21 protein-coding genes are annotated in these 25,562 nt (G+C 70.5%); 4 read left to right on the top strand and 17 right to left on the bottom strand.

Going from position 1 to position 25,562, the window contains the following annotated elements:
- Positions 1 to 10: 10 nt before the first annotated feature.
- The 4 genes from DN771_RS01575 to DN771_RS01560 all read right to left on the bottom strand — a co-directional run bounded on the left by DN771_RS01575 (position 11) and on the right by DN771_RS01560 (position 3,504).
- The gene (locus DN771_RS01575) at positions 11 to 838 is read right to left on the bottom strand and encodes a phosphotransferase (RefSeq protein WP_116995556.1); all 828 of its coding nucleotides are present in this window, start codon (positions 836 to 838) and stop codon (positions 11 to 13) included.
- Between the two features lie 57 nt (positions 839 to 895).
- Entirely contained in the window at positions 896 to 1,411 is a 516-nt protein-coding gene (locus DN771_RS01570; RefSeq protein WP_116995555.1) for a DinB family protein, read from the bottom strand.
- 192 nt (positions 1,412 to 1,603) lie between these two features.
- Positions 1,604 to 2,485: an ABC transporter permease gene (locus DN771_RS01565; protein ID WP_116995554.1), complete on the bottom strand. Its 882-nt coding sequence runs from the start codon at positions 2,483 to 2,485 to the stop codon at positions 1,604 to 1,606.
- Entirely contained in the window at positions 2,482 to 3,504 is a 1,023-nt protein-coding gene (locus tag DN771_RS01560; RefSeq protein ID WP_227462241.1) for an ATP-binding cassette domain-containing protein, read from the bottom strand. Before DN771_RS01560 ends, DN771_RS01565 begins: the two co-directional genes overlap by 4 nt.
- Positions 3,505 to 3,816: 312 nt before the next feature.
- On the opposite strand from DN771_RS01560, the gene DN771_RS01555 reads away from it, so the two are divergent.
- From DN771_RS01555 to DN771_RS01545, 3 genes are all read left to right on the top strand, one after another.
- A complete protein-coding gene (locus DN771_RS01555; RefSeq protein ID WP_116995553.1) occupies positions 3,817 to 4,116 on the top strand; it encodes a hypothetical protein in 300 nt (99 codons plus the stop codon).
- Between the two features lie 208 nt (positions 4,117 to 4,324).
- On the top strand, positions 4,325 to 5,545 hold the full coding sequence (locus tag DN771_RS01550) for an LLM class flavin-dependent oxidoreductase (RefSeq protein WP_205528359.1): 1,221 nt from the start codon (positions 4,325 to 4,327) through the stop codon (positions 5,543 to 5,545).
- Positions 5,546 to 5,674: 129 nt separating this feature from the next.
- The gene (locus DN771_RS01545; RefSeq protein WP_116995552.1) at positions 5,675 to 6,253 is read left to right on the top strand and encodes a DinB family protein; all 579 of its coding nucleotides are present in this window, start codon (positions 5,675 to 5,677) and stop codon (positions 6,251 to 6,253) included.
- 136 nt (positions 6,254 to 6,389) lie between these two features.
- Here DN771_RS01545 and DN771_RS01540 read toward each other — a convergent pair whose 3' ends face one another.
- The 12 genes from DN771_RS01540 to DN771_RS01485 all read right to left on the bottom strand — a co-directional run bounded on the left by DN771_RS01540 (position 6,390) and on the right by DN771_RS01485 (position 21,153).
- On the bottom strand, positions 6,390 to 6,938 hold the full coding sequence (locus DN771_RS01540) for a GNAT family N-acetyltransferase (RefSeq protein ID WP_116995551.1): 549 nt from the start codon (positions 6,936 to 6,938) through the stop codon (positions 6,390 to 6,392).
- A gap of 19 nt (positions 6,939 to 6,957) precedes the next feature.
- On the bottom strand, positions 6,958 to 7,776 hold the full coding sequence (locus tag DN771_RS01535; protein WP_116995550.1) for an HpcH/HpaI aldolase/citrate lyase family protein: 819 nt from the start codon (positions 7,774 to 7,776) through the stop codon (positions 6,958 to 6,960).
- Positions 7,777 to 7,960: 184 nt separating this feature from the next.
- Entirely contained in the window at positions 7,961 to 9,148 is a 1,188-nt protein-coding gene (locus tag DN771_RS01530; protein ID WP_116995549.1) for a CaiB/BaiF CoA transferase family protein, read from the bottom strand.
- A 2-nt stretch (positions 9,149 to 9,150) separates the two neighbouring features.
- A complete protein-coding gene (locus tag DN771_RS01525) occupies positions 9,151 to 11,238 on the bottom strand; it encodes a formylglycine-generating enzyme family protein (protein ID WP_205528358.1) in 2,088 nt (695 codons plus the stop codon).
- 46 nt (positions 11,239 to 11,284) lie between these two features.
- A complete protein-coding gene (locus DN771_RS01520; protein ID WP_116995548.1) occupies positions 11,285 to 12,154 on the bottom strand; it encodes a ribokinase in 870 nt (289 codons plus the stop codon).
- Between the two features lie 118 nt (positions 12,155 to 12,272).
- Entirely contained in the window at positions 12,273 to 13,655 is a 1,383-nt protein-coding gene (locus DN771_RS01515) for an ADP-ribosylglycohydrolase family protein (protein ID WP_116995547.1), read from the bottom strand.
- Positions 13,656 to 13,749: 94 nt separating this feature from the next.
- Entirely contained in the window at positions 13,750 to 14,928 is a 1,179-nt protein-coding gene (locus DN771_RS01510; protein ID WP_116995546.1) for an ADP-ribosylglycohydrolase family protein, read from the bottom strand.
- Positions 14,929 to 14,933: 5 nt separating this feature from the next.
- Positions 14,934 to 16,217, bottom strand: coding sequence for an ABC transporter substrate-binding protein (locus tag DN771_RS01505; protein ID WP_116995545.1), 1,284 nt, complete (start codon positions 16,215 to 16,217; stop codon positions 14,934 to 14,936).
- Between the two features lie 46 nt (positions 16,218 to 16,263).
- Positions 16,264 to 17,106: a carbohydrate ABC transporter permease gene (locus DN771_RS01500; RefSeq protein WP_116995544.1), complete on the bottom strand. Its 843-nt coding sequence runs from the start codon at positions 17,104 to 17,106 to the stop codon at positions 16,264 to 16,266.
- Positions 17,103 to 18,059 carry a carbohydrate ABC transporter permease gene (locus DN771_RS01495; RefSeq protein ID WP_116995543.1) on the bottom strand — a complete coding sequence of 319 codons (957 nt, stop codon included), beginning with the start codon at positions 18,057 to 18,059 and terminating at the stop codon, positions 17,103 to 17,105. The genes DN771_RS01500 and DN771_RS01495 overlap by 4 nt, the downstream gene beginning before the upstream one ends.
- Entirely contained in the window at positions 18,056 to 19,099 is a 1,044-nt protein-coding gene (locus DN771_RS01490; protein WP_116995542.1) for a LacI family DNA-binding transcriptional regulator, read from the bottom strand. Before DN771_RS01490 ends, DN771_RS01495 begins: the two co-directional genes overlap by 4 nt.
- 260 nt (positions 19,100 to 19,359) lie before the next feature.
- Entirely contained in the window at positions 19,360 to 21,153 is a 1,794-nt protein-coding gene (locus DN771_RS01485) for a flavin-containing monooxygenase (protein ID WP_420810916.1), read from the bottom strand.
- Positions 21,154 to 21,324: 171 nt separating this feature from the next.
- Between DN771_RS01485 and DN771_RS30635 the strand changes: the two genes are divergently transcribed.
- A complete protein-coding gene (locus tag DN771_RS30635; RefSeq protein ID WP_276113416.1) occupies positions 21,325 to 22,254 on the top strand; it encodes a WhiB family transcriptional regulator in 930 nt (309 codons plus the stop codon).
- A 128-nt stretch (positions 22,255 to 22,382) separates the two neighbouring features.
- On the opposite strand, the gene DN771_RS01475 is transcribed toward DN771_RS30635, so the two are convergent.
- Positions 22,383 to 25,433 carry a tetratricopeptide repeat protein gene (locus DN771_RS01475; RefSeq protein WP_191912100.1) on the bottom strand — a complete coding sequence of 1,017 codons (3,051 nt, stop codon included), beginning with the start codon at positions 25,431 to 25,433 and terminating at the stop codon, positions 22,383 to 22,385.
- Between the last annotated feature and the right edge of the window lie 129 nt (positions 25,434 to 25,562).

The following is a 25,562-nucleotide window of genomic DNA, read 5'->3' as shown; positions in this document are numbered from 1 at the left end:
CGCGTAACTTTTACGTGACAGCGTCGACCAAGCGCTGGCGATTGTCGTCAAACCACCTGCGGCGCCGCTCGAATCGGGCCGCCCCACCCATCGCCTCCCACATCGCGATGAAGGCTTCATCGCCCGCATCCACCCGGCGTTGCACGAACGCCCCACCCCGCTCGATCTGTCCACCGAGCACTTCCACCAGTTCAACGCGGTCCCCATCGGAGAGACCGTAGCCGTCGGCGACGGCGGCGATCCCACCAAAAGGGTCGGAGGCGCCCCGTCCGAGCCGGGCCGCGTCCTCGGGCGAGTCGATGGGGACGCACATGCGCGCCAGCGCAGCCACGTCGTGGAGCCGGCGTCCGGGCGCGGCGAACTCCCAGTCGACGATGGCGACGGCGACGCCGCCGCGATAGACGACGTTCTCGGGGCAGACGTCGTTGTGGCAGATCACGTCGTCGCGACCGCCGGCCCGGGGATCGGCCATCTCGGTGCTCCACGACAGCCCGTGTGCGTCGAAGCCGACGGAGGCGTCGTGGATCCGGCGGAGTAGGGCGGCCGTCGAGGCGAGCGTGGCCGGGGCGTACGACCACGCAGGAAAGGGAGGCAGGGGCACGTCACCATCGACGAACACCAGCCGCTCACGCCCGTCCGGCTCCAGCCCGACGACCTCGGGCACGGCATCGCAGCCCGCCGCTCGTACGTGGTGGAGATAGCGGTGGATCGCCGGGGTGTGCGTCGACGTCGGACGCAGCACGTGATCGCCGACGCGCACCACCGCGCCGGCGTTGGCCACGCCACCGGCGAGCACCTCGACCGAGCCGTCGCTCGCTGCCGACCGTTCGGATCCCATGGCGATCAGTGTCGCAGTGATCGCGGCGGGTCGGACCCGATCCGGCGGTGCGCCGGATCAGTCGCCGGTCGAGCCGTCGATCGCCTCACGCAGGAGATCGGCGTGACCGAGATGTCGCGCGTACTCCTCGATCATGTGCACGACGATCCAGCGCACGCTGTACGGGCGCTCCGGGCGCGTCTCGAGCTGGTCGAGCGACGCCGCGGCCAAGATCGCACGGCTCTCGGCGATCTCGGCCTGGAGCGCGGCGAGCGCGTCGTCGAGCGTGGCGCCGGGCGGAGCGTTGAAGTCGCCGTCGTTGTCGCCGTCGGGGTGGGCGGCACCGTAGAAGCGGGGCGGCGCCTCCCTCCCGGCGATACCCCGCTGGAACCAGCTGCGCTCCACGTCGGCGAGGTGCCGCACGAGTCCGAGAATCGTCATCGGACTCGGCGGGCACGCGGCGACCCTGGCCTGCTCGTCGGTCAAACCCTCGGCCTTGCGGAGCATGACGGCGCGCTGGTAGTCGAGGAATTCGGACAGTGTGGTGCGCTCGTCGGCGGCGCCCGCCGGGTCGGCTGGCAACTCGGTGGGCATCGCAAGCTCCGTTCTCGCCGTGCTAGTGGTCTGTCGCCGGATTGATCAGGTGTCTCGCTTGCTGGATCTCGCCGCTGGCTGCGTTGCTCGTCCTCGAAAGACCTGGCGTATTCCTTCGTCCTCGCGCCTTGCCAGCGACGAGCCCAGCGGCGCGATCCACCTCACCAACTCGACGACAGACCACTAGGAGCACTACTTCTTGATCGAGCGCTCGTAGACGCGAACGGCGAGCGGCGCACAGACGACGACGATGCCGACGACCCACAGCATGGTGTAGAGCGCGGCGTGCTCGATCGGCCATGGCTGGGCGCCGGGGTCGCCGACCGGGTTGCCGAACTGCTTGCGCACGGCGTTGGCGAGCGTCGTCACCGGGTTCCACTCGGCCACCGTCTGCAGCACCCGGGGCATCGTGTTGGAGTAGGTGCCGTCGGCGTTCTGCCGGGTGAGCGGCACGAACGTGCTGGCGGCGAACGTGAGCGGGAACAGTGCCACGAAGGCGATTCCCGTCACCCCCTCGGGAGTGGCGACGGCGCTGCCGAGCAGCACCCCGATCCAGATCATCGCGAAGGCGAAGGCGATCAGCAGGAGGTAGCCGCCGACGGCGTCGATGAAGCCGCTGCGGATCCGCCACCCGACGACCAGTCCGCACAGCGACATCAGCACGATGGGCAGCAGGGCCTTGACGAGGTTGGCGATGGCGTGCCCGGCGAGGACGGATCCCTTGGCGATCGGCAGCGACCGGAAGCGGTCGACGGCGTTGTTCTTGCGGTCGTTGGCGAGCGCCAGGGCGACGCCGAACGCGGTGAACACGATCGTCTGGGCGAACACGCCGCCCATGAGGAATTCGCGGTAGTTGCCGCCCCCCGGGAGCGGGATGGCGCCGCCGAACACGTAGGCGAACAGGAGCACGAACATGATCGGCTGGATCGTCGCGTCGCTCAGCGCCTCGGGTTGGCGTCGCATGTGGACGAGACCGCGCTTGGCGATGACCCAGCTGTCGTGGACGACGCCACGAGCCGCGGGGACGTGCGCACTCGACCGGGGGGTCGACGAGTCGATGGTGATGGCGGTCATGAGTCCTCCTCGTGGGTGTCCGAGCCGGTGAGCGTCAAGAAGACGTCGTCGAGGGTCGGCTGGCGGATGCTGAGATCGTCGACCGCCACACCGGCATCACGGAGCGCCTGAGCCACGGCGATCAAGGTGTCGACGCCGCCGGTGGTGGGAGCGTTCACCGACCGGGCGTCTCGGTCGGTGGTCACGTCGGCCCCGGTCGCCGATCCGACGATGGCTGCTGCGTCGTCGAGACGGCCGGGGTCGATGACGACGACATGGATGTGGTCGCCGCCGACCTCGCGCTTCAACGTGCGCGAGTCGCCGCGGGCGATGATTCGGCCGCGGTCGACCACGATGATGTCGTCGGCCAGGCGCTCGGCCTCCTCGAGGTACTGCGTGGTGAGGACGAGCGTGGTGCCGCGGCCGACGAGGGTGTCGAGCACGTCCCACAGCTCGGCGCGTGCCCGGGGGTCGAGCCCGGTGGTCGGTTCGTCGAGGAACAGGACCTCGGGGCGCGAGACCAGCGTCGCGGCCAGGTCGAGTCGACGGCGCATGCCACCGGAGTAGCCCGACACCACACGGTCGGCGGCATCGGTGAGCGAGAAGTCCTCGAGCAGTTGCTGCGCCCGCTGCACGGCCTCCTTCTTGGTCAGCTGGTGGAGCTGGCCGAGCATCACCAGGTTCTCGCGACCGGTGAGCAGGTGGTCGACCGTGGCGTCCTGGGCGGCGAGCCCGATACGGCGTCGTACCTCGGCCGCCTCGGTGGCGACGTCGAACCCGGCGACGGTCGCCGTGCCGGCCGTGGCGTCGGTGAGGGTGGTGAGGATGCGTACGGCCGTGGTCTTGCCGGCGCCGTTGGGGCCGAGGACGGCCGTGACGGTGCCGGCGACGACCTCGAGGTCGATGCCGGCGAGGGCGGCGTTGTCGCCGTAGTGCTTCACCAGGCCGCGAGCGACGACGGCGTAGCGCTCCTCGGGCGCACCGCGGGATGCTTCGGCGGTGCGCAGATCGGTGGTGGGGGACGTTGTCGTAGCAGTCACGAGGAGAGGCCCTTCCTCAAGTGGTGGGGAACGAGCGGGGGCGTTCCAGGGGGTGTAGTCGACGGTAGGCGCCAGGGACGCGCCTCCCGTCGTGGGTTTCGACGGAGCGAGCCCCGGAAACTCATCGGTCCGGAGCGACGAACTCCGTCACTCCACGTTTCAGCCTAAGGAGCGGCGATAGAGGAGCGGCTCCATCGGGCAGCCACCAGCCAACTGCGGACGCCGAAACGCGATTAAGGTCCGCGTGCTCCCCCGATGTACTCGACCCGGGACAGCGGGAGCACCCGGGCGCCCACACGAAAGAGGACCAGCATGAGCGACGAGATCCACGACGCGGCGGACTCGGCCCAGGACGCCGCAGCCGGGGCCGCCGACGCGGCGCAGGATGCCGGATCGTCGGTGGCCGACAAGGCCGGCGACATCCTCGACACCGCCAAGGAGAAGGCCGGCGAAGCTCTCGACGCCGCCAAGGAGTTCGCCGGCGAGGCGAAGGAGAAGGCCGGCGGCCTGTTCTCGAAGATCAAGGACAAGATCGAAGACATCATCCCCGGTGACAAGGCCGGTGACAAGGCCGGCGACGGGACCGGCGACAAGGGCGGCGACGGGCACTGACCGCCCAGCGCTGATCCCATCGAGTTCGTCCGGGGCTCGATCGTGACGGCTTCGTCACGGTCGGGCCCGGCTCGCGTCCGCTGGGCTCCTGGGCCGAACGGTCGATCGTTCCCGCGCTACGTCTCTTCGGTGGCGCCTCTCGCTTCATAGGCTCCGCGTGTCGCTCGAGGCGGACCGTCGGTCCGTCCGCAACGTCCGGGGGGACCACATGACAGACAGCTCCGCCGACGCCGACTTCAACGGCGCCAACGGATCGAAGCACCCACTGAAGTTCGGCGTCTTCCTGCCGCCGATGCATCCGACGGGCCAGAACCCGACCTTGTCGATGCACCGCGACCTCAAGCTCGCCGAGCATCTCGACGAGCTCGGCTTCGACGAGTTCTGGGTGGGCGAGCACCACTCCAGCGGCTTCGAGACGATCGCCTCCCCCGAGGTGTTCATCGCCGCGGCTGCCCAGCGCACGCAGCGGATCAAGCTCGGCACCGGCGTCAACTCGCTGCCGTACCACCATCCGCTGATCCTCGCCGACCGCATCCTGATGCTCGATCACCTCACCAAGGGCCGCATGATGTTCGGTGCCGGTCCGGGCCAGCTGGCGTCGGACGCGGCGATGCTCGGCATCGTCGTCGACGAGCAGCGGCGGATGATGGAGGAGGCGTTCGAGGTCATCATGGCCCTGTTCCGGGGCGAGACGGTGAGCGCCGAGACCGACTGGTTCAAGGTGGTCGAGGGACGCCTGCAGCTGCGCCCCTACTCGAACTTCGACATCGCCGTCGCCGCCTCGATCTCACCGTCGGGCCCAAAGCTGGCCGGCCGCCACGGCGTCGGGCTGCTGTCCGTCGCCGCCACCAACCCGGCGGGATTCGAGAACCTCGCCGGTCACTGGAAGGTGATGGAGGAGCAGGCCGCAGAGGCCGGTCGCACCGTCGACCGCGGCAAGTGGCGGATGATGGGCCCGATGCACATCGCCGAGTCCGAACAGCAGGCGCTCGACGACTGCCGGTACGGCTTCGAGCGGGTCATCGACTACCTCGGCCACGTGATCCCGACCGCGCCCTCGGCGGCCACCGACTACGAGGGCCGGATCCGGGAGATGAACGACACCGGCGCCGGTGTGGTGGGCACGCCCGACATGGCGATCGCCCAGATCCAGCGGCTGATCGACCAGTCCGGCGGGTTCGGCACCTATCTCGTGTTCGGCGGCGATCTGGCCGACTGGCCGGCGACGCTGCGTTCCTACGAGCTGTTCGCCCAGTACGTGATGCCCCACTTCCAGGACCAGCTGGCGCCGCCGCAGCAGTCGTACGACTGGATCGTCGGGACGAATCACCAGTTCGTGCTGCAGACGCTCCACGCGATCGACAAGTCGCGCCAGGACTACGCCGCCGAACGCGGCGAGGACGCCCCCGAACTGCTCAGCCCCCAGTGACGCGGACCCCCAAATCCTGATTCTCAGCCGTCTCCGGTTGCGTTTCTGCAACCGGAGAAGCACAGGAATTTCCGGATATCCACGAAACGTGGACAGTGGATGACCACTTTCGACGCGGATGATGGTCACATGCCAGGACAAGCACCCGTGATCACCGACGAGCGCGAGCAACTGCTCGCCTACATCCGCCAGCAGCGCGACGGGCTGCGGTTCGCCATCTTCGGCCTGACCGACGAGCAGGCCGGGCTGGCCGCGGCCTGCAGTTCGCTGAGCGTCGGTGGCCTGTTGAAGCACGTCGCCAGCACCGAGAAGAGCTGGATCGACCTCGTCGCCCAGCGGCAGCGCCCGGCGACCGGGCAGGACGACTACATGGAGGGATTCCGGTTCAGCCCCGGCGACACCGTGCAAGGGGTCCTCGCCCGGCTCGACGAGGTCGCCGCCGAGACCGAGGCCGTGATCCGCTCGATCGACGACCTCGACCAACCGGTGCCGGTCCCCAAGGGCGTGCCCTGGTACCCGCAGGATCTCGACAACTGGACGGTGCGCTGGGTGCTGATGCACCTCATCGAGGAGATCGCCCGCCACGCCGGCCACGCCGACATGGTGCGCGAGGCCGTCGACGGCGCCACGGCGTTCGAGCTGATGGCCGCCGCCGAGGGTTGGCCGGCGACGCCGTGGCTCCAGCCCTGGTCGCCCGCCGCTGTCTGACCGCCGCTGTCTGGACCGCCGCTGCCTGACCACCGCTGCCTGACCACCGCTGCCTGACCACCGCTGCCGGCGGTCCTGACGATCCTTCATCCGAGTATGGAAGGGCCCGATTCGGGGCGTTCCGTACTCGGATGGGTCAGCGCGTTTCCCAGTCGGGGCGGAGGATGCTCATCAGGATCGTGTCATGGAACTCGCCGTCCCACAGGAGGGCGTCCCGCAGCACCCCTTCCTGCATGAAGCCGAGCTTGCGGTAGACGGCGATCGCCCGGGGGTTGAACGAGAAGACCTCGAGCGACAGGCGATGGATCGGCAACGACTCGAAGACGTAGTCGATGGCGAGGCGCATGGCCTCGGTGCCCACGCCACGGTCTCGATAGGCGGCGTCGACGGCGATGCGGATCCCGCAACTGCGGTTGTCGGGATCCCAGTCGTTGATCGCCAGCTCGCCCGCCCAGGCACCCGTGTGGGCGTCGGTGATGGCCAAATCGAGGCGGTCATCCTGCTCGATCCGTGACGCCGCCCACTGCTCGATGACCTCGCGGGTGAACTCCCGGTGGGTGCCGGTCAGCCGCTTCGCCTCCGGATCGTCGAGCCCGGCGAACATCGCATCGGCGTCGGCCGCCACGATCGGACGGAGCGTCACCAGCGTCCCCCGGATGGTCGGCTTGTCGGCGAAGGAACCCATGGCTGATGTCTACTTGACGTCAGCGGTGCTGGGCGGCGTCCAGAGCGAGGATCGCCCGAGCCCGGCCGAGCATGGCCGGGTCGACCATCTCGCCGTTGGCCAGTGTCGTGACACCGCCGGCCGCCATCACCGTGACCACGTCGTTCGCCCATTGCACATCGGCGGGATCGGGGGCGAAGGCGGCGCGGATGACCGCCACCTGCGAGGGGTGGATGGCGGTGCGCCCGACGAAGCCCATCGCCCTGGCCCGCTCAGTGTCGGCACGCAGGCCGTCGAGGTCGGCGATGTCGGCGTACACCGACATCATCGGCGCCGCCTTGCCGGCGGCGCGAGCGGCGAAGAGGAGCCGGATGCGGGCATGGTCGAGCACCGCTTGGTGACGGCTGCCGAGATCGCTGGCGAGATCGGCCTCGCCGAGCGACACGTCGATGACGGCCGGGTGGGCGGCGATCTCGAGGGCACGTTCGACGCCGAGTGCCGTCTCGATCAACGCGCTGATGCGAGCGCCCGGCAGCACGGCGATCACGGCATCGATGTCGGCAGACGACTCGACCTTGGGGACCTTGACGACGACCGCATCCTCGAGGCCGCGCAGCGCGGCGAGATCGTCGCCATCGCCGGCGTTGACCCGCACCTCGATGACCGGCGGTCCGCTCTCGCGAGCCGCGACCCAGGCGACGACGGCCTCACGGGCGGTGGCCTTGTTGGCCGGCGCCACGCCGTCTTCGAGGTCGAGGATGACCACATCGGTGCCGGTGGCCACCGCCTTGTCGAACCGTTCCGGCCGGTCGCCCGGCACGTAGAGCGACGTGATCGCGATCTGCTCTCCGGTGGTCATACCGCTCCCTCACTGCGTTCCCCGGCCACGCAGGCCGCTCCCGCACGTCGATGCCCGTTCACACCACACCTCTCACTGCGTTCCCCGGCCACGCAGGCCGCTCCCGCACGTCGATGCCCGTTCACACCACGCCTCTCACTGCGTTCCCCGGCCACGCAGGCCGCTCCCGCACGTCGATGCCCGTTCACACCACGCCTCGCGCGCGCAGGGCGGCGATCTCGTCGGCGGTCAGGCCGAGCTCGCCCAGCACCTCGGCGGTGTCGTGGCCGTGCGGGCGGCCCGTCCAGCGGATGTCGCCCGGCGTGCGGGACATGCGGAACAGCACGTTCTGCATCTTGACCAGACCGAGCTCGTCGTCGTCCACGGTGCGCACGGTGCCGAGCGCCTCGTACTGCGGATCGGTCATCACGCCGCGCACGTCGTAGACCTGGCCGATGGCGGCCTCGGCCTGCTCGAAACGGGCGATCACCTCGGCGGTCGGACGGGCGGCGATCCACGAGCCGACCGCGTCGTCGAGCTCGTCAGCGTGCTGGGCGCGCTCGTGCCCGGTGGCGAACCACGGCTCGTCGATCAGTTCGGGGCGGCCGACGAGGCGCAGGACCCGCTCGGCGATCGACTGCGACGACGTGCTGACGGCAACCCAGTCGCCGTCCGCGGTGCGATAGACGTTGCGCGGCGCGTTGTTGACCGAGCGGTTGCCATGGCGTTCCTGCACGATGCCGAGCTGGTCATACGCCGTGATCTGACCGCCCAGCATCATCAGGATCGGCTCGATGATCGCCATGTCGATCACCTGCCCCTCCCCCGTCGCCTCGGCGTGGCGCACGGCGCTGACGGCGGCAAAGCTCGTCGCCAGCGCCGTGATGCCGTCGGCGAGTCCGAACGGCGGCAGCGTCGGCGGGCCGTCGGGCTCGCCCGTGATCGCCGCGAACCCGCTCATCGCCTCGGCGAGCGACCCGAACCCGGGCCGTCCGGCATACGGCCCCACCTGACCGAACGCCGTCACCCTGGCGACCACCAGCCGCGGGTTGGCGGCGTGCAGGCGCTCGGGCGCGAGGTTCCAACGCTCCAGCGTGCCGGGACGGAAGTTCTCGATGAGGACGTCGGCCCGTTCGGCCAGGCCCACCAGCAGATCGGCGCCGTCGGGCTGGGAGAGGTCGAGCGTGACCGTCCGCTTGTTGCGACCGAGCGTCTTCCACCAGAGGTTGACGCCCTCCCGTTGCGGGCCGTGGCCTCGGGCGGCGTCGGGCCGGCGCGGGTGCTCCACCTTGATCACGTCGGCGCCGAAGTCGCCGAGGAACATCGCGGCGAGCGGCCCGGCGAACAGCGTCGACACGTCGAGCACGCGCACGCCTTCCAACGGACCACTCACGGTCAGGCCTCCAGGTCCCAGGCGATGCGGAAGCCGATCTGCGGCGAGCGCTCGACGCCCAGCCCGGCGAGCAGCAGCTTGGCCGAGAACTCCGGCTCCCGGGCGCCGCCGTCGAAGTACCACTCACGGCCCGGGGTGTCGGCGGGATCCTCGCCGGCCCCATCCGGCACACCGACCCGGAGCGGGTCGTAAACCGACCCGCCCTTGAGCATGACGAAGCGCGTGATGCCGTCAGTGTGCTCACTCTCGGTCCAGTTCCACACCAGCGGTTCGGCCCGGTGGAAGCCCTCGGCGTTGGCCGCCAGCTGCCACTCGTGCTCGGTGGGGAGGCGGGCGCCGACCCACGCGGCGTAGGCCCGGGCGTCGGCGAGCGAGACGTTGACGACCGGTGCCTCGGCGGACCGCGTGTCGCCACCGGCCACGAACCGGTTGCCGACGGCCGGGACGTACCCAGACTCGTCGACGAAGCGGGCGAACTGGCCGACGGTCACCTCGAGCGACGCCACGGCGACGGCGCCGACCTCGACGTCGACGACGGTCGACATGGCGGCGTGCAGGCGGGGCGGCAGGGGCTTCCATTCCTCCACGTACGGCGCTCCGTCGTACATGCCCGTCTCCCGCTGCCGGTAGGTCACGGTCAGCTGGCGCCGTCCCGGAGCGAGATTGATCGCCGTCCTCGGAACGACTTTGGACGTCGACCGCGCAGGCTGGACCCGAACGGCCGGCCGAGCCGGGAACGACGCATCGGTCGAGCGCTCGTCCGCTGCCGCGGCGGCCGCCAGTTCTGTGATCTCCGCGGCGACGGCGCCGGCAACGTGGACGAGTCCGAGCAGCCCGCGGGCGGGGACGGTGACGGCCAGGTCGGCACCCACCGTTCGACCGCCGGTCACGTCGAGCCATGCGCCGCCGGAGATCTCGGCGGCGACGTCGTCGGCGATCACCAGGCCTGTGTAGTCGGTGACACCGCGATTGACGATCGTCCACAGCGTCGTCTCCCCGCGAGTCCAGCGCGACGCGAAGACCCCGGCGGCCATCGCCTCGGGCGAAGCGTCGGTCAGCGGCGTCCAGTCGGCGTCGATGAGCAGGTCGGCGAGCACCCGCTGGGCCCGGACCATCGCCCGCAGCGTCGACGCGTCACGATCGTTCCATCCGACCCAGGACCCGAACACGGCGTCCCAGACGACGAGGCCGACGCCGTTCATCCACGCCGACTGCAGCTCCTCGCTGTGGTCGCGGTTCCAGCGACGGGTGTGGTGCTGCATGTGCCGCCGCTCGAACCAGTGGGCCCGCATCACCCCCGGCGCCCCGGTAGCCGTGGGGACGGGTTGCACCGCGTCGGCGAACCACTGGGCCCAGCTGATCTGGTGGTCGGCGATGCGGGCGAGCGACACCTTCGACTCGCCCTCCAGCACCATCGGCGGGTCGGTGGAGCGCAGTGCGGCCACCAGCTCGGCGCCGCCCTCTTTCATCGTGTCGAGGAACACGCCATCGGCACCGAGCGACACTGCCGCCGCTCGCGTCTCGGCGGCGTGGTCGTACGGCGTGACAGTGTCCCACGGGTTGTAGTCGACGAACACACGAAGGCCGCGGTCGTGGAACCAGGCGACAAGGTCGCCGAGCCCGGGGACGTCGTAGAAGTCGTACTGCGTGCGCTCGTCGATGCCGATGATGGGATAGGCGTGCCAAAGCACGATCGCGTCGAAACCGCCGAAGTGGGCTGTCTCGACGACGAACCGGCCCGGCGTGAAGCGCTGCGTGGCGTGGTCGAAGAGCCGCTCGTCCCACAGCCAGGTGAGCGCCACGCTGAAGTAGCGGCTCGCCCATGCCGTGCGGTCGTCGCGGTACGCCGCGTCGTCATAGCCGACGCGGGTCCGGGCGCCGTCGCGCCATGCGGCCAGCTGGGCGCGCCAGCGGGGCCAGTCGGCCGGATCGTCGGGCGCGGCGAAGATCTTGGTCCCGTCCATCGCCTCGACGTCGCCCGGCCCGTCGAGGTCGACGATCGTCGGCCGGTCGATCGGCCGGGGCACCAGCGGGTCGAAGTCGCCGCTCATGGTGCCGCCGATCGATGCGATGAGCGATGAGGCCGCCACGTGGCCTCATCGCTCATCGCGCTGGTCGTGTCGCCGGGCTGCGGGCTCATTCGAGGCTGGCGAGGAACTCGTCGATGACGGCGCGCGTCGGGATCGACGACACGGCTCCCTCGCGCTGCACCGAGAGCGCCGCGGCGGCGACGGCGAAGCGGGCCGCGGCGGCAAGGCCGAGGCCGTCGTCGAGAGCGGCGACGAGCGCACCACAGAACGTGTCGCCCGCGCCGGTGGTGTCGACGGCGTCGACCTTCGGCGAGGCGACGGCGGTCGAGACGCCGGTGCGGTCGCGAACGACGGCGCCACGGGCGCCGAGCGTGACGACGCACTCGGGAACCTGGGCCAGCTGCTCCTCGCCGACGGCCGCAGCCTCCACCTCGTTGACGATGAGCAGGTCGACGAGGGCGAGCAGCTCGGGCGGCAAGGGGCGAAACGGTGCGGCGTTGAGCACGACGGCCGTGCCGGCAGCTCGTGCCGCCGCGGCGGCAGCGATGACGGTGGGCAGCGGCGTCTCGAGCTGCATCAACAGGATCGACGCCGAGGCGACGGCTGTCCGCTCCTCGTCGGTGAGGTCGATGAGGTCGTTGTTGGCGCCGGAGTTGACGACGATCGAGTTCTCCGCGGCGTCGTCGACGGTGATCAGCGCCGTGCCGGTCGGCGTCGCCGGTCGGCGGAGTAGCAGCGTCACGCCCGCTTGCTCGAGGGCGGCGACCAGCAGGTCACCGTCGGCGTCGGCGCCGATCGCGGCGACGAACGTGGCCGGCGCCCCGGCGCGAGCAACGGCGATCACCTGGTTGTTGCCCTTGCCGCCGGGGTGCTTGGCGGCGCCGGTGGCGAGCACGGTCTCACCGGGGGCCGGCAGCGCATGGACTCGGTAGACGAGGTCGAGGTTGGCACTGCCCACGACGATGACGCCGCTCATCGCCGCCCTCCGACGCCTGCGCTCCCCCCGGCCGACGCCAACCATCCGAGTACGGAAGGTCCCGTTTCCGGCCCTCCGGTACTCGGGCGCCCTTCAGTACTCGGGCAGGAAGTCCCGCTCACGGGAGCTTCGCCTCGATGGTGCGGCGGGTGAGGTCGTCGAAGCCGATGCCGTCGAAACCGCGGACGCTCGTCGCCAGGCGGTTACGCAGCGGCTCGGTCCAGCGGCCGGGGAGGGCCGACGCTCCGGCGAGAGCCCCGCAGATCGACCCGACGGTGGCACCGTTCGAGTCCGTGTCCCAGCCTCCCGACACGGTGGCGGTGATCGCCGTCTCGTAGTCGCCCCCGCTGCGGGCGAGGGCGAAGGCGCACAGGGCCGAGTTGTTGATGGCATGGACCCAGTGGAGGTGTCCGTACTCGTCGTAGATCATGTCGATCGCAGCTTGGTCGGTCGCATCGCTTCGTCCAAGTTCGACCCCGCGCCGGATCGCCGCGGCGAACCGGCTGCCGCCCGGCACCACGCCGAGGCCGGCGGCGATGCAGTCGTCGACGCTGTCGGCCACGAGCGCCATCGACGTCGCCGCGGCCACGAACATCGCTCCGTAGACGCCATTGCGCCGGTGGCTGAGGCGGGCGTCGGTCCAGGCCAAGCGGGCGGCCCGCCGTGGCTGGCCGGGGGCGACCCAGCCGTACAGGTCGGTGCGGATCTGGGCGCCGATCCAGTCGGTGAACGGGTTCCCTCGCACGGCAGCGACATCGGGCTCGTCGCCGGCGAGGAGGTTGCGGTACGTGATCCGCTCAGCCGTGAACACCCGACCCGCCGGCAGTTCGTCGAGCCAGGCCTGCGCCACATGGTCGGTGGTGATCCCCTCACCGTGGCGCTCGACCAGGCCGAGGACGATCAGCGGGAAGTTCATGTCGTCGTCTTCGGGCATGCCGTCGATGTTCTCGACGAGGCTGTTGACGGCGCTGCGCCGGTTCCACGGATGGGCCTTGGCGATCTCGAGGTCGAGTCCGACGGCCGTGAAGTACGAGGCGATCGGCCAGTTCCCCGTGGACTCGGCGATCGCCCGGATGCCGACGCGTCCGACCTTCTCGACCGGCTTGCCGAGCAGGCAGCCGGCGGCGCGGCCGACCCACGCCCCGTGCACCCGGTCGGGGTCGACGTCCGGCGCCGCCGAGTCGGCGGCGCGCCCAACGGGTGGTGCCTGGCACGAACCATTAGGCGCGAGCTGCTCGATCGACTCGAGGTCGTCGGGCTCGGCGGCGGCGAGGTCGGCCGGGATCGGCCGGCGGTCGAGCTCGGCGAGCAGCTCGACGCCGAGGGCACGCACGTCGTCGCCCGCCGGCAGGGGTGTGGCACCGGTGACGGGGGGTGTCACCGGGCCTCCGGCCGCCTGCCAGCGGGCGGCGAGATCGTCCACGTCGATGCCGTCGAGGCGAGCGGCGACGAGGGCGTGGGGAACGAGGTCCTCGGGCTGGGTCCAGCTGAGCCGGATCATCGGCCACCGACCCGAGCATCTGGGCGCGAATCGTGACGCTCCCCGTCACGATCGGCGCCCAGAAGCGGGAATGGCACGATTCGCGCCCAGATGCTCATCGGTACGACGTTCGGGCTGACGCGACGGCCTCGGCACGGGCGGCGTCGCGCTCCCAGATCTCGCGGGTCACGGCGGCCATCGTCGCGCCGGGCGCGGCGAGGTCCACCCGGCTCGCCGACGCCACGGCGTCCTGCCAGTCGCCGGGAAGGCTCGACCGCCCACCGAGGGCGCCGGCCAAGGCACCCGCCATCGAAGCGATCGAGTCGGAGTCCCGCCCGTAGTTCACCGAGCCGAGCACCGACTCGCGGTAGTCGCCGCCGGCGACGAGCAGCATGCCGATGGCGATCGGCAGCTCCTCGATCGCCTTGGTCCGGCTGGGCAACCGGGCATCGAGGCCCGGCTGCCGGTAGTGGGGACCGACGGTGTCGAACGGCTCGACCGCCGCCCGCAGCGCCGGCAGGGCCGCCCGCCAGTCGTCGAGCCCGTTTGCTGCCTCGACGACGGCGACGATTGCCGCCCTCGTCCCATCGTGGGCGACCTCGATGGCGGTCGAGGCCACGGTGGTGGGCGTCGCGCCGGGCCGCATCGCCTCGGCCACCGTCGCGGCGAAGACCCCGGCCGCCTCGCGTCCATAGCTCGACTGGTGGGCGCCGGCGATGTCGATCGCCTCGGCGTACGCCCCGGCGGGATCGGCGGCATTGGCGATCCCGACCGGGGCGACGTACATGGCCGCACCGCAGTTGACGATGTTGCCCACCCCCGCCTCGCGGGGATCGACGTGGCCGTAGTGGAGCCGAGCCACCATCCACTTCTCGGCGAGGAAGACACGCTGTAGCAGCAGCGCCTCCGTCTCGAGCTCGGGGATCCAGCGCTTCTCGCCGATCAGGCGGGGCACGAAGTGCTCGGCCATGGCGAAGGCATCGAGGTGGTCCCGCACGGCGGCGTAGACGTCGACGAGCGTCATCGACATCAGCGTGTCGTCGGTGATGTGCCCGTCACCCTTGTGGTACGGCGCGATCGGCCGGGCGTCGCGCCAGTCGTCGAAGAACGGCGGCACGATTCCGGTGATGTAGCCGCCGTAGCGGCTCTGGATGTCCTCGGGCGGGTTGCCCTCGGCGGCACCACCGAGGGCGTCGCCGATCGCCGCGCCGGCCAGCGCGGCGATCGACCGGTCCTCGAGGGTTCCGTGCTCGTCCTCGCCGACCGGGGAAGCGTCGTGGGGGGTGACGGGCATCAGCCTCAGCCGCCCGCCTGCTCCCAGCCGTCGGTCAGCTGGGAGGCGAGGTCCTCGAGATCCCCGGAATCGGACGCCAAGAACGCCTGCAGCGACGGCTGCAGGTACTGGTCCTTCCAGCGCGTGTAGTCGGCGACCGACTGGAACGGTCCCGGGACCAGCCCTTCGGCGCTCGCCAGCATGCCGTCCCATCCGTTCTCGCCGGCCGTCGCTTCGGCCACGGCGTCACGGGCGTCCGACGACGTGGGGATGAGCACGTCCCCCTGCGCCACCGAGGCGAGGTTCGACGCCTCCATGAAGAAGTTGAGGAACTGCGTCGCCTCCTCGGGGTGCTCGCTGTCGACCGACACCGAGATCGTCTGCGGGTTGGCCGCCTGCAGCGGCCCCTCCGTTCCGGCGAGCGGCGGGAGCACGACGAACTCGAAGTCCTCGGGGCCGGTGTCGACGATCGAGCGGGCGAGGAAGCTGCCGCCGACGAGCATCGCGTAGTCGCCACCGAAGAAGCCCTGGAGGGCGTCGGTGCCGCTCTGCGTGAGCGACACGGGGTCGATCGACTGATCCGTGTACGCCATCTCGTGGATGCGCCGCGGCACCTCGAGCTCGGCCTCGCCGACCTCGAACGTGATGTCGTCGCCGTCGACGGTGAAGAAGTCGCCGCCGAAGCCGAGCGACAGGCTCATCACCGTTGCCGCCGGCGAGCTCAGGCCCCACCCGAGGCCGTAGCTGTCGTCGCCGGTCAGCGACGCGGCGAGGGCGGCGAAGTCGTCCCACGGCAGCGTCTCGCCGGTGGGCAGCTCGACCCCGGCCGCCTCGAACGCGGCGGTGTTGGCGAACACCACGTACGACTGGAGCAACGTCGGGACGGCGACGATCGCCCCGTCCGACGACGTGACCGTCTGCCAGAGCTCGTCCGACACGGCCGCCTTGACGTCCTCGGACAGATACTCGGTGATGTCGGCGAGGTAGCCCTGCTCGGCGAAGCCCATGATGTCGGCGGCCTCGTCGTGGATGATGTCGGGGGCCGTGCCGCCGGCGAACTGCGTGACGAGCTGGTCGTGCACGTTGTCCCAGCTGCCCTGCACCAGGTCGACCTGGATGTTCGGGTTGGCCTCGTTCCAGGCGTCGACGATCGCCTCGGTGGCGGCAACGGTCGGCTCGAGGTCCGACAGGCTCTGGAACGTCAGCTCGACGGTCTCGCCCCCGGCCGATGCCGTGCCCGTGAAGGCGGTCGCCCCGGCGACGAGCCCGAGCGCGGCGACCCCGGCGACGGCAGTCCTCTTCTTCTTCATGGTTTTCCTTCCCCCTTGTGTGGATGGTGTCGGCCGCTCGCTGCGCTCACCCTTTGACCGCCCCGCTGAGCAGGCCGGAGGTGAGCCGGCGTTGGATGAGTACGAAGAAGGCCAGGCTCGGCACGGTCGACAGCAACGACGCGGCGGCGAGCTGGCCGAGATTGGTGCGGCCCTCGGAGCCGATGAACAGCGACAGCGTGAGCGGCAGCGTCCGCTTGGCCTCGTCCTGGATCAGGACCAGGGCGAAGAAGAACTCGTTCCACGAACCGATGAACGCGAACAGGCTCGTCGCCACGAGCCCCGGTGCCAGAAGCGGCAGGACGATGCTGCGCAGGACACGTACCCGTGAGGCGCCGTCGATGGACGCCGCGTCCTCCAGCTCCCTCGGGATCGCCGCGACGTAGCCCTGAAGCATCCACAGCGAGAACGGCAGCGCCCACACCGTGTACACGAGGATGAGGCCCTGCAGCGTGTCGACCATCTTGAGGTCGCGCAGCACGAGGAACAGCGGGATGACGATCAGGATGTAGGGGAAGATCTGGCTGAGCAGGATCCAGCCCGTCGCCAGGCCACGCAGCCGCGTGCGGAAGCGGGCGAGGGCGTAGGCCGCCGGCAACGAGATGAGGATGACGATCCCCGTGGTGGCGGCGGCGACCACGAGGCTGTTGCGGGCCGAGCGGAACAGCCTCGTCTTCTCGATCGCCGCGCCGAAGTTGCTCCACTCGAACCCGCGGGGAAGGAACGACGGGTCGGGCGACGCCACCTCGCGCTGCGACTTCAGCGAGAACATCGCCAGGAACACCAGCGGGAAGGCGAGGAAGATCAGGTACCCGATCAACGCCAGGTAGTGCAGCGGCCGCGTGATCCGCGACGATCGTGACGCGATCATTGCAGCGCCCGCGCTTTCGCTTGGGACCGGAGGTAGAAGACGAGGAATCCGGCGACGATGACCACCATCACGTTGCCCATCGCCGCGGCAAGCCCCCAGTTGCCGTACTGGAACGCCTCGTTGTACGCGAACAGTGCGGGCAGCATCGCCTCGCTGGCGGCCGCCTGGTTCTGCATCATCACGTACACCAGACCGAACGAGTTGAAGTTGGAGATCAGGTCGAGCGTGGTGATCGCCACGACGATCGGGCGGATCGCCGGGAAGGTCACGTGCCAGAAGCGCTTGGCCGTGCCGGCGCCGTCGATCGACGCCGCTTCGTGCAGCGAGCCGTCGACCTGCTGCAGCCCGGCCAGCAGGGTGATCGTCGTCTGTGGCATCCCCGACCAGACGCCGACCACGATGACTGCGCGCAGGGCCCAGGCGGGGTCGCCGAGCCAGTTCGTGTCGCCTTCGAAGCCGAGTGCTCTGAGGCCCTGGTTGATCGGCCCGTGGTTGGGGTTGAGCATGAGGCGCCACATGATCGCCACGATCACCGGCGGCATCGCCCACGGCACGAGGGCGAGCGTGCGCGCCAGCCAGCGCAGGCGCAGATCCATGTTGAGCAGGAGGGCGAGACCGAGCGAAGCGAAGAACTGGATGATGGTGACCGACAGCGTCCAGATCACACCGATGCGGAACGACCGCCAGAACAGGTCGTAGTGCCACAGCTCGCGGTAGTTGTCGAGGCCGTTGAATGGCGACGAGATCTCGCGGGCAGCATGGGTGTCGGTGAAGCCGAGATAGATCCCGCGCAGCAGCGGATAGACGCTGAAGATGACGATCGGCAGCAGGGCGGGCAGGACGAGCAGCCAGGCGTCACGACCGTCACTACCGGCCGCGCCAGAGCGGTACGACGGACCCTTGCGCCGCCCGAACCGTCGGCGCGGCGCCGGCGCGGCGATCGCGGCCGTCATCGACGATGGCCCCGGGATGGATGGGCGGTGGGCGCGTGCATGCTCGACTCACGGACGGTCAGCTGCGGCTCGACGATGACGTGGCGATGGTCCTGGCCGGGGTCGGCGAGGCGCGACAGCAGCAGCTCGGCGGCGGCAGCAGCGCGCTCGGCGGCGCCGAGGTTCACGCTGGTCAGCGACGGGCTGGCGAGCTCGGCGAGGTCGGAGTCGTCCATCCCGACGACGGCCACGTCGGCGGGCACGGCGCGATCAGCGCGGGCGAGCACCTTCATCGTGGCCACGGCGAGCAGGTCGTTGGCGCACATCACGGCGTCGGGCGTGGCTTGGGCCAGCAACGCCTGGGCGGCGACCAAGCCGGCGTCGAACGTGAAGTCGTCGGCCTCCACCTGGAGCTCGGCCGTGGTCGGCAGACCGATCCGCTTCATCGCCGCGAGGTAGCCAGCGAGGCGGGCCGCGCCCGGGACGGTGTCCACCGGGCCGTTGACGAAGGCGATGTGGCGCCTGCCGTTGGCGTAGAGGTGGTCGAGCGCCATGCCGACGCCATCGGCGGACACCGCCCGGACGTTGTCGATGGGCACGCTGTCCGGGAGCGTTCCGACCACGGCGATCGGGAGGCGGCTGGACGACAGTTCCTCGACGAGCTCAGCGGTGATGCGGAGCGGGACGAGGATGAGACCGTCGGCGTAGCCACGGTTGACGCTGCGGAGGAGGTCGATCTGGGCGTCGGGGTCGCTGCCGGTGGATGACATCACGAGGCGGTACCCGCCCCCCGCCACGACGTCGGTGACCGCCCGCATCATCGTGACGTAGGCCGGGTTGCCGAGGTCGGGGACGGCGAAGGCGATCTGTTCGGTCTTGCCGACCTTGAGCGAGCGGGCGGTGGCGTCGGGGACGTAGTCGAGCTCGCGGGCGGCCGCTTCGACCTTGGCCTTGACCTCCGGAGACGTGGGGAGGCCGTTGAGCACTCGCGACACCGACGCGATCGACACCCCGGCGCGCTCGGCGACGAGCACGACCGTCGAGCGCCGCTTCGGGCTCATTGCATCGCTCCGTTCATGCTTCCCCTCGCCGCGGATTCCGGTAAACGTTTACGAGAACGTTTACCGCACCGTAAGCCCATCGAGAGGGGCGCGTCAAGCCCCAGCCATCACCTTCGCACCACCTTCCGCTGGCGCGAAAACACCGCGCCACGGCCTTCCGGCGCCACCAGAACAACGCCCCACCTTCTGCTGGCGCGAAAACACCGCGCCACGGCCTTCTGGCTCCAGCAGAACGAGTTCGGCGAAGCCGCCGCGGACGCTCAGCGGAAGTGGAGGCCGGCGAAGTCGCCGGAGTTGCGCCACTCGTCGAGATACGAGAAGTACGCCATCGCACCCTGCGGGTAGCCGACGAAGAACGCCCGGTTGTAGGCGCTCTGCTGTCCCTCGTTGTTGTAGTAGCCGGGGGTGCAGTCGGCCGAGCCGAGGAACGTCCCGGGACCGGTCAGCAGGAGGTCGACCCACTGCTGCTCGGCCTCGGCCGTCACCTCCACTTCTCGGTAGCCCTGGTCGAGGGCGTGCTTGACGATCATCGCCACCGTCCGGCTCGACTCGACGAAGTTGTGGGGCACGTTGGAGATCAGGTTGGCGCCTTGGGTCATCTGCAGCAGCAGCATGTTCGGGAACCCGTGCACGTGAGTGCCGTGGAGGCTGCGCATGCCCGTCCCCCAGTGCTCGGACATCCGCACACCATTGCGGCCCACGGGGTCGAAGCCGGCGCGCCGGGCGTGCTCGGTACCCACCTCGAAGCCCGAGGCGTAGATGATGCAGTCGACCTCGTACTCGACAGGCCCATCGGGGCGATCGACGACCACGGCAGACTCGGTGATCCGGGCCACGCCTTTGCCGTCGGTGTCGACGAGGTGGGTCCCCGGCTCGTTGTACGCCTGCAGGTACTCGTCGTGGAAGCAGGGGCGCTTGCAGAGCTGGCGATACCACGCCTTGAGGCTCTGCGCCGTCTCCGGGTTCTCGACGATCGTGTCGATCCGGGCCCGGATCTCCGACATCTTCTCGAAGTCCGAGTCCTCGAACGCGGCGAGCATGCCCTCAGGCGTCATCTGGTCCGGCGGCAGCTGCATGATCTTGGCTCGGATGCGGCGTGACAGGTCGGTCCAGCCGTCCATCACCAGGTCCTCGTCGCCGCCGACGCCGGTCTGGTTGGCCGTGAAGTTCTCCAGCCAGCGCTGCTGCCAGCCGGGCGTGGCGATGGCGGCGAACCACTCCGGATCGGTCGGCCGGTTGTCGCGGACGTCGACCGACGACGGCGTGCGCTGGAAGACGTAGAGCTCCTTGCACGCCATGGCCAGGTGCGGGATGCACTGCACGGCGGTCGCGCCGGTGCCGATGATGGCCACCCGCTTGTCGCCCAGCTTGTCCAGCGGGGCGCCGGCCGGGTCACCGCCGGTGTACTCGTAGTCCCAGCGGCTCGTGTGGAACGAGTGCCCCTGGAACGTCTCCAGACCGGGGATGCCCGGCAGCTTCGGGACGTGCAGTGGGCCGGTTCCGGTGGCCACGAACTGGGCGCTGAACTCGTCGCCGCGGTTCGTGCGCACGATCCAGTGCCGTGCGTCGTCGTCCCACACTAGCTCGGACACCTCGGTGTGGAACAGGGCGTTGTCGTACAAGCCGAACTGGCGGCCGATGCGTTGGCAATGCTCGAGGATCTCGGGGGCGTGGGCGTACTTCTCGGTGGGCATGTGGCCCGTCTCCTCGAGGAGCGGCATGTACACGAACGACGCCGTGTCGCACTGCGCGCCGGGATAACGGTTCCAGTACCACGTGCCGCCGAAGTCGCCGGCCTTGTCGATCATCCGGACGTCGGGCACCCCCGCTTCCTTGAGGCGTGCGCCGGCGAGGAGTCCGGCGAAGCCTCCACCGACGACAGCCACGGTCACGTGATCGCGCACGGGCGCGCGCTCCACCACCGGCGTGTAGGGGTCCACGAGGTAGTGGGCGAACCTCCCGGCGACCTGGACGTACTGGTCGTTGCCATCAGGTCGCAGTCGCTTGGCCCGCTCCTCGGCGTACTTCGCCTTCAGTGCGTCGATGTCGACGATGTCGGTCACGTCCCCTCCTCGTACCGTCCTCGGTCCGGCGGCGCCCGCCGGGCACGAACGTCGCCACTCTGGCACCATCGCCGGCGCCGCATCGGACCGAGCGCGCGGGCAGGACGCGACGTGAACACGGCCCGAACACGGCCCGAACCGGCAAGCTCAGACTGCTCCGGTGTGAGCAAGACGTCCCCGTCGGAGCGGCCGCGGAACATGGCGGAAACCCGGCGTGCCGCTCCGACGGTGGACCTCCGCAACCATGACGACGGCGTGTCGACCTACCTCGCCGACGAGTTCCCCAACGTCCTGCCGGCCTGGGACTGGTGCGTCGGCTACACCAGGCGCCTCATCGAGATGTCGTTCCCGGCGTCGCGCGAGGTCAGTGGCGACACGATCAAGGGCTTCGACCGCAGCTGCGGCGCCGACCGCAACCAACTCGATCGCGCCATCGCCGCGCTCGATGCCGGCTCGGCCGTCGCCTTCTACGGCTGGTGGCCGACGCCCGAGACGCTGAACCACGCGCCGATCCTCGGGGTGGAGCTGATGGAGGTGCCGACCCCTGACCGCAAGGGCGCGACGCTGGTCGACGGGCACGCCGTGGTCCTCGTCGGGTACGCTCGCCACCGGGCCTTCCCCGGCGGTGGCTACTTCGTCGTTCGCGACCCGAACGCGCCGGGGAGGTTCACGGGTCTGCCGTTCACGTACGTGCGGGCCTACGCCACCACCTTGTGGACGGGCCGGCCCGAGCTCCGTGATTCGGCGGACCGGCCAGAGGACGGGGACCAACTCGACCCCGTGGACGCCAACCGGCGCATCGCCAGCGCGGCGCGCTGCGCCGACCCGCGAGCGTCGTACACGTCGCTGTTCTTCTCCGAGGACCCTCGCGACGTCCTGCGGGCCAAGGCGATCTGCTCGGTCTGCACCGTGCGCCAGCTGTGCCTCAGCCGGGCCCTCGAGCGCCGCGAGCCGTACGGAGTGTGGGGCGGAGAGTTCCTGTTCGACGGTGCGGTCGTGGCCGTCAAGCGGGGCCGCGGCCGTCCCCGGGCCACGCCGCTGCCGCTGTACGTCGACGAGGTCACCGGCCAGCCGCTCGAGACCGTCGCCTGACGGATTGCGTTCCCCTGCCACGCAGGCCGGCGCGCCAGCCGGCTCCGCTGGCGCTCCGCCGTCTTACCCGCTCGAACTCCAGGACGCTCGCTGCGCTCGCTGAAGACGTCACGTCCGCGCGGGAACGACTACCTGGGGAACGGGGCGGGCTCGATGTCGAGCTCCGCGAGGCGGGCGCAGTACTTGCGGTACGCCCGGCGGGCCTCGCCGTGGCGACGTTGGGCCAGCAACGAAGCGATCAACCCCAGATAGGCATCCTCGTCGTAGGGGTCGACGTCGAGGATGCGCAGCCAGTGGCGGATCGCCTCGCTGTGCTCGCCGGCCGCATCAGCGAGCCCGGCGAGCTCGAACGACGTGTCGACGAACGTGTGCTTGGCGAGGTCGCGGATGCCGGCCAGCCAGTCGGCGTACGGGTCGTCGGCGCAGAAGTCCCCGACGTAGCGGGCCGCGGCGTCCGACAGCACGTCGCGGGCCTTCTGCCGGTCGCCCGCGGCGAGCAGCCGACGACCGTCCGCGGCCTCGGCGATGAACGACTCGATGTCGAGATCGACGTGATCCCGAACGAGCCACATCGTGTCGTGGTCGGCGTTGACGAAGTACTCGGGCTCGTGCGCCTTGCCGGGGTCGAAGACGTTCCGCACGGTGCTCAACAGCACCGACAGCCGCCGACCCGAGCGCTCACCGGCGTCCGGCCAGAGCACGTCGAGGGCCTCGTCGCGCACGACCGGGGCCCCGCGCCGGGCGATGAGCAGCTTGACGAGGTCGCGGGCCTTGCGCGATCCCCACTCCCCCACGTCGACCGGGACACCGCGCCGCACCACCCGGAAGCCACCGAGGGTGAAGATCGCTACCTCAGGCGCCGTTGGTCCCGCGGCGAGCAGGCGCCAGTCGGCGAGATAGCCGAGGGCCCCGGCGTCGTAGAGCACGCGCTCGGCGTCGGCGACCAGCTCGTCACGCCGCCGCCCGCTGCGTGACTGGGCGATCAACAGGTCGGCGCGGGCGCGTCCGATGCGGTTGCCGAGGTCGTTCCAAAGCCGCCCGGCCTCCTCGGCGAGGGCCACGTCGGGCGGCTGTTCGATCGCCGCCCGGAGCAGCAGCGACTCGGCCAGCGCCGGGCGATCGCGTCGATCGGCGGCGAGCTGGGAGGCCTTGTGAGCCCACCCGCGGGCTGCGGCGCGATCGCCCATCCGCAGCGCGATGCCGCCGGCGGTGACCAGGGCGTGCGGCATCCAGATGGCCTGGCCGGAGTCGACGGCCCGTTGGGCGACGGCTGCAGCCTCGTCGGGGCTCTCCAGCTCCAGCGCTCGGGCCAGCCCGACGAGCGACGCCGCCTCGCCCTGGGCGTCGCCCTGCTCGGCAGCTAGCCGGATGGCCTGCCGGAACAGAGCGATCGCTTGGGCGCGCTGGCCGCGCATGTACTGAACCACACCGAGGTTGCCGACGGCGTAGAGCACACGGCGCGAGCCCAGCCGTGTCCAGATCCGCTCCGCCTCGCGCAGCGCGACGAGGGCGTCGTCGAGGTTGCCGAGCGCCAGGTGGGCCTCCCCGCGGTTGTTGAACGCGAGGGCCGTGAACGTGTCGGATCCGGCCACCTCGGAGAGCTGGATCGCCGTATCGAGCTCGGCCAGCGCCTCGGCGTAGCGGCCCTCCTCGGTGAAGCGGCTCCCCCGGTTGGCGTGGATGCGGATGACCTGCACCACGTCGCCGCCCCGTTGCGCGTGCTCGAGGGCCCGTTCGTACCAGTGAAGGTTGGCGGCGAGGTCTCCGTCGAGGGCGGCAAGCATCGCCTTAGCGGTGTAGACGGCGGCCCACGCCGAGTCGTCTCCGGCCTCGGCGGCCAGCTGTTCGGCCGGCTCGACGAATCCGGCGCAGCCGGCGCGGTCGGCCCGGTTCCAGCAGACGACAGCCCGCCACATCAGGATCCAGGCCTCGTTGCAGGGGTCCGTGCCATCGATGACCGCCGTGCTGCACACTGCGTCGGTGGCCGCCAGATCGCCGCGCAGGTAGTGGATCGCCGCCTGTTTGCGGATGAGGCGCGTCGCACCGCCGTCGTCGCCGGCGATCGAGAGAGCGCGACCGTAGGCGGCGAGCGCCTCGTCCCAACGCCCCGTCCGGTAGTGCAGGTCGGCGCGCAGCTCGGCGGCCAGCGGGTGGGCGGGACCGCGATCGGCGACGTCGAGCGCCGCCTCGACGGCGTGCGGCAGCTCCACCAGGTGCCGGTGCTGGACGGCACCGAGCACCCTGATCACGAGCGGGGCGGACCCGGAGTAGGCCGCGAGATGCAGTGCGTTGCCCACGTCACCCGCCGCCACGTAGGCGTCGGCGACGCGCTCCACCAGGGATGGATCCGGTGCGGGCAGGGCCCGGCGGACGAACTGCCGGCCGAGCATCGTGGCCCGAGAGTCGCACACACTCGACATGATCGGCTCGACGAAGATGCGATCGGCGACCATGCGATCGAGCAGGGCGGCCAGGTCGTCGCGGCCGACCGCTCCGAGCAGCTCCGCCGACACCCGTGGCAGCACGCCGACGAGGGCGAGCAACTCCCGTTCGGCCGAGCCGAGTCCGGCGACGATCTCCTCCGCCAGGTAGTCGAACAGCACCGCGTCAGGGGCGAGCAGCCGCTCCACGACCTGCTCGCGATCGAGCGAGCCGTCGCGGCGGACGAGCGCCGTGGCCAGTTGCACGGCGAGCGGCCACCCGCCGGTCGCCTCGACGATGGCCGCGACCGTGTCGCGGCTGGCGGCGTCGGTCACCACGTCGTCGCCAACGTCGTCGATGCCGACGGCGAGGTCGTCACCACCGACCTTGAGCACCTCGCCGGCGGCGCGGAGACGGGCGATGCGAAGGGCGGGGGCGGTCCGGGCTGCGACCACGAGGTGCAGCCGGACGGGCAGATGCAGCACGAGGGTCTCGAGGAAGACCGACAGCGGGTCACCGGCGGGCCAGTCGGCGTCGTCGAGCAGCACGACGGTGTCCTCGGTGATCCGCTCGGCCGCGACCGCGGCGAACCCGGCCGCCAGCGCGGCGGCGTGAGCCGCCTGGTCCTCCTGGGTCGCGCTGGTGTACGCCGGCAGCTCCTCGCTCCCGGCGGCGCCGATCGCGTCGAAGAGCGCCCGCGTCAGAGCAAAGGACGTCCAGCCCGACGGCGGACGGATCACCTCGACACTGCGTGTCACCGAAGCCACCCTGCGGATGAACGTCGACTTGCCCCAGCCCGGACCGGCAACCACGAGCGTCAGCCGATGGGCGAGTACACGTTCAACCGTCGCCGCCGGCCACCGCTCCGAGGCCGACGTGTTCAGGCC

Source organism: Desertimonas flava (assembly GCF_003426815.1).
Classification (GTDB): Bacteria; Actinomycetota; Acidimicrobiia; order Acidimicrobiales; family Ilumatobacteraceae; genus Desertimonas; species Desertimonas flava.
This window is presented reverse-complemented; position numbering and strand designations above follow the sequence as displayed.

What these genes read in the sequence shown, in the direction of transcription:
- DN771_RS01575 (WP_116995556.1), bottom strand. Translation starts at nt 838, where the DNA reads ATGGGATCCGAACGGTCGGCAGCGAGCGACGGCTCGGTCGAGGTGCTC.
- DN771_RS01570 (WP_116995555.1), bottom strand. Translation starts at nt 1,411, where the DNA reads ATGCCCACCGAGTTGCCAGCCGACCCGGCGGGCGCCGCCGACGAGCGC.
- DN771_RS01565 (WP_116995554.1), bottom strand. Translation starts at nt 2,485, where the DNA reads ATGACCGCCATCACCATCGACTCGTCGACCCCCCGGTCGAGTGCGCAC.
- DN771_RS01555 (WP_116995553.1), top strand. Translation starts at nt 3,817, where the DNA reads ATGAGCGACGAGATCCACGACGCGGCGGACTCGGCCCAGGACGCCGCA.
- DN771_RS01550 (WP_205528359.1), top strand. Translation starts at nt 4,325, where the DNA reads ATGACAGACAGCTCCGCCGACGCCGACTTCAACGGCGCCAACGGATCG.
- DN771_RS01545 (WP_116995552.1), top strand. Translation starts at nt 5,675, where the DNA reads ATGCCAGGACAAGCACCCGTGATCACCGACGAGCGCGAGCAACTGCTC.
- DN771_RS01540 (WP_116995551.1), bottom strand. Translation starts at nt 6,938, where the DNA reads ATGGGTTCCTTCGCCGACAAGCCGACCATCCGGGGGACGCTGGTGACG.
- DN771_RS01535 (WP_116995550.1), bottom strand. Translation starts at nt 7,776, where the DNA reads ATGACCACCGGAGAGCAGATCGCGATCACGTCGCTCTACGTGCCGGGC.
- DN771_RS01520 (WP_116995548.1), bottom strand. Translation starts at nt 12,154, where the DNA reads ATGAGCGGCGTCATCGTCGTGGGCAGTGCCAACCTCGACCTCGTCTAC.
- DN771_RS01515 (WP_116995547.1), bottom strand. Translation starts at nt 13,655, where the DNA reads ATGATCCGGCTCAGCTGGACCCAGCCCGAGGACCTCGTTCCCCACGCC.
- DN771_RS01510 (WP_116995546.1), bottom strand. Translation starts at nt 14,928, where the DNA reads ATGCCCGTCACCCCCCACGACGCTTCCCCGGTCGGCGAGGACGAGCAC.
- DN771_RS01505 (WP_116995545.1), bottom strand. Translation starts at nt 16,217, where the DNA reads ATGAAGAAGAAGAGGACTGCCGTCGCCGGGGTCGCCGCGCTCGGGCTC.
- DN771_RS01500 (WP_116995544.1), bottom strand. Translation starts at nt 17,106, where the DNA reads ATGATCGCGTCACGATCGTCGCGGATCACGCGGCCGCTGCACTACCTG.
- DN771_RS01495 (WP_116995543.1), bottom strand. Translation starts at nt 18,059, where the DNA reads ATGACGGCCGCGATCGCCGCGCCGGCGCCGCGCCGACGGTTCGGGCGG.
- DN771_RS01490 (WP_116995542.1), bottom strand. Translation starts at nt 19,099, where the DNA reads ATGAGCCCGAAGCGGCGCTCGACGGTCGTGCTCGTCGCCGAGCGCGCC.